A 2,305-nucleotide genomic window follows, 5' to 3' on the forward strand; every position below is an offset into this window, starting at 1 on the left:
ACAAAGACTCATTGATGATGAATGAATCAAAATGAGCATCCATTGGCAAGCGCAGCATTTTTAATTTCCGAATATCGCATTTTTTAGTTGCCAAATACAGCTTAGAGAACAGTGTTATCGGGGAGGTATCAGGATATGAAAAGTATTTTAGAATCCATTTATATGTTTGGTTTAAGGAACTTAATATTTCTCAATTACTTAATTACTGGTGCTAAGCCTTTATTTAAGTTAATACGCTCTCTAAATGTTGAAGATAAAATATGCATATTAAACGGCTATATAAATTTAGCCTTTGTGGAAAGTTATCTAAGTATGAATAATAGAGGACTTGAAAAACTTGTAGAGTATTGCAATAAGTTTAGTAATAAAACATCTAGTATCGATTCAACTAAAATAGATATAAATAAGCAGTTATTAATAGATCAAATTTTTTGGGGAGTACAACAGTCAACAGCTTGTTTTCCAAATTCCAAATGTTTAGAGGAAGCTTTTTCTCAATTTATTATTTTAAGGAAAAAGGGAATCGCAGCAGAGATGGTAATAGGTATTAATAATCCATTAAAGGTAGGGTTGGATGCACATGCTTGGATAGAAATTAATGGGAATATTGTAGATGGGATGTTCCTTACTAGTTCTGTGTATAAACCTATAATACGTGTACCAAATATTTGACAATTTATTTAATGGGATGGAGGATTCATTTGACTAAAATACTTTACTTTTCTAGAGGTAGAGGTTATGGGCATAGTATGGTTGATATACTAATAAGAAGAGATTTGCTAACATACTATCCGCATGTAGAAATCAGTATGGCATCTTACGCAGATGGATTAAGAAGCTTTATACAGAATGATATTAAGGTAGAAGAATTGGATATAGACCTTGATGATGAATACTCTATCTTTTCTGGTGGACCAATATTAGATTTGATTCATCGAATCAATCCAGATCTAATAATCAGCCATGAAATGTTTATAGCAGTTCAAATAGCAAAAAAACTTTCAATACCATCAATATTAATAACTCATTGGTTTTTCGAACAAGTAACTCCAGAAAACAAAAAATCTTTAGTGTTTCAAGAAATGTTCAATGATACAAATGAAGTTATTATGATTGATATTGAGAACTTCCATATTAAGCCTAAAACGTTAAAAGCACCTACTACTTTTGTTGGGCCAATCACAAGAATTCCTAGTAAACACTTTAATGATAAAAAAACTAGAGCGAGATATGGTTTAAGAGAAGACATAGACATTGTTTGTCTTAGTTTAGGTGGAGGAAGAAGTAAAGAGAGCTTGTATATTGCAAAAACAACAATAGAATTATTTAATAGAACGAAAGATCCCTCATTAGGTTTAATTTATTTTGCGGGGGAAAATTACAAATACTTCAGTGAATATAAGAACAATGACCGATTTTATTTGGGTACAAATGAGTGGGATTACTATATGGATGTGCAAGCAATTGCAAACATAGTTATTACACGAGGGACATTTAATACATTGAGTGAATTAGCAACAATGGATATTCCATCTATTAGTATATTAGATGATACTAATCCAGTAGACAGATTTCACGCAAAAAATTTTGAGAAAATAGGTACAACTAATGTAATAGATTTAAATCAACTTACATCGGAAATCTTGTTAGAGAAAATAAATTTCTTTAGAAGAAATAAAGTTATACATAAGGAATTAGTAGAAAAATACAAGAATTCGATTGGGTTAAAAAAGGCTACTGCAATAATATCAAAGTATTTATAGAAGAACTTGAATAGGGTGATAATTTGAAGGCAGCTATTAATGCAGTCATTCACAAAACAAACAGAGATCGTCAAGAATTTTGTGTAAATAAAGAATGCCTTTTCCTGTATACAATCTTTAACCTTTCGTTTGAACCATTGTAGCCAATTCCGAACGTGCCTGATCAAACCCACGGTGGCAACGGGTGGCGAAACGCTAATTGTACTGGTCAAACTGGGAAACGAGAAACCGTTCTAGTGACTCTTTGTTCGGAAATTGTTCTTTACGTTTACTGTATTTCTTGATCTGCTTGTTAAAGGATTCATGAGTAAATGCTTGGCCAAATGGATGATGGGAAACGATAAAATGTGAAAATATAAGGGTTATTCAATAGCGTTTTCGCCACTTTTGGATACGCTACTTTCCACTTCTCTACGAATGTTTGTAGCACCGCCTGTCCATTTTCTAGGATTTCGGCTCGGTAAACTAATTTGAAATCTTCGCAAATCTTAGCCCGGTCAGCTACACGAACCTTGTGGGCGATATTGTGTGAAAGATGCACA

General features: G+C 32.5%; 2 protein-coding genes and 1 pseudogene. 2 read left to right on the plus strand and 1 reads right to left on the minus strand.

The window, feature by feature from the left end:
* Positions 1-135 precede the first annotated feature (135 nt).
* Positions 136-672, plus strand: a complete 537-nt coding sequence (locus tag G4V62_RS18995) for a lasso peptide biosynthesis B2 protein (RefSeq protein WP_165205203.1) — start codon at positions 136-138, stop codon at positions 670-672.
* Positions 673-701: 29 nt separating this feature from the next.
* Positions 702-1,763 carry a glycosyltransferase gene (locus G4V62_RS19000; protein WP_165205205.1) on the plus strand — a complete coding sequence of 354 codons (1,062 nt, stop codon included), beginning with the start codon at positions 702-704 and terminating at the stop codon, positions 1,761-1,763.
* A 117-nt stretch (positions 1,764-1,880) separates the two neighbouring features.
* Here the strand turns inward: G4V62_RS19000 and G4V62_RS19005 are convergent.
* A pseudogene (locus G4V62_RS19005) lies at positions 1,881-2,305 on the minus strand (transposase); the annotation flags it as partial.

The organism is Litoribacterium kuwaitense, from assembly GCF_011058155.1.
GTDB lineage: Bacteria > Bacillota > Bacilli > Bacillales > DSM-28697 > Litoribacterium > Litoribacterium kuwaitense.

What these genes read in the sequence shown, in the direction of transcription:
- G4V62_RS18995 (WP_165205203.1), top strand. Translation starts at nt 136, where the DNA reads ATGAAAAGTATTTTAGAATCCATTTATATGTTTGGTTTAAGGAACTTA.